The following is a 613-nucleotide window of genomic DNA, read 5'->3' as shown; positions in this document are numbered from 1 at the left end:
TCCAAACTCATTTGATAAAAACCACCATCACCAGCAAAAAAGGCATCACTCCCTCGACATGCTATAGAGGCTGCACTGCGGGCTCCTCGCTTGTCTTGTATCTTTTGAAACGTAAACACAATCTTAGAACCCGCAACAAAGGTTCCAGCATAAATAGCAGAACGCATAAAAATGAGGGGATTGGTGGATTCTGTTGCCCCTTGAACATATTCTCCATCCGGAAAATCTTGAAAATCGCAATCTTTCTGCTTAACTGTCCAATGGGTTGCATCTTCCAAACCAGACCAATGAATGCGATTGGGGTGATCTGTCAATTGCATCAAACAAACAAAAGGTCCCCAAACCTTCACCAATCCTGCTTTTGGCGGATTGCCGCCTAAATCTTCAAATCGTTCAGAACTATGGGTATTAAAAACTTGTGGTTTATCATTTTTATTGACCGCAATAATTCTTTGACCAAACAAAGCGAACGACCATTGATTATCCTCATGCGCATGATACGTCACACCACTTTGACTTATGTCCTTCCAACCCTTCGTTTGACTATCATAACTGTAAAGCTTTTGCTTGCCTCCTACGATTATCTTAACACCATTACCGCTTCTAAAGGCGA

Annotated in this window: 1 pseudogene; it reads right to left on the bottom strand. The window is 41.9% G+C overall.

The window, feature by feature from the left end:
* Nucleotides 1-613, bottom strand: a pseudogene (locus ACFIK6_RS10210) (hypothetical protein); the annotation flags it as partial.

Source organism: Bartonella sp. AS69XJJH (assembly GCF_042195585.1).
GTDB lineage: Bacteria > Pseudomonadota > Alphaproteobacteria > Rhizobiales > Rhizobiaceae > Bartonella.
Note: the sequence above shows the minus strand (reverse complement) of the source record. Positions and strands in the feature narration are given on the sequence as shown.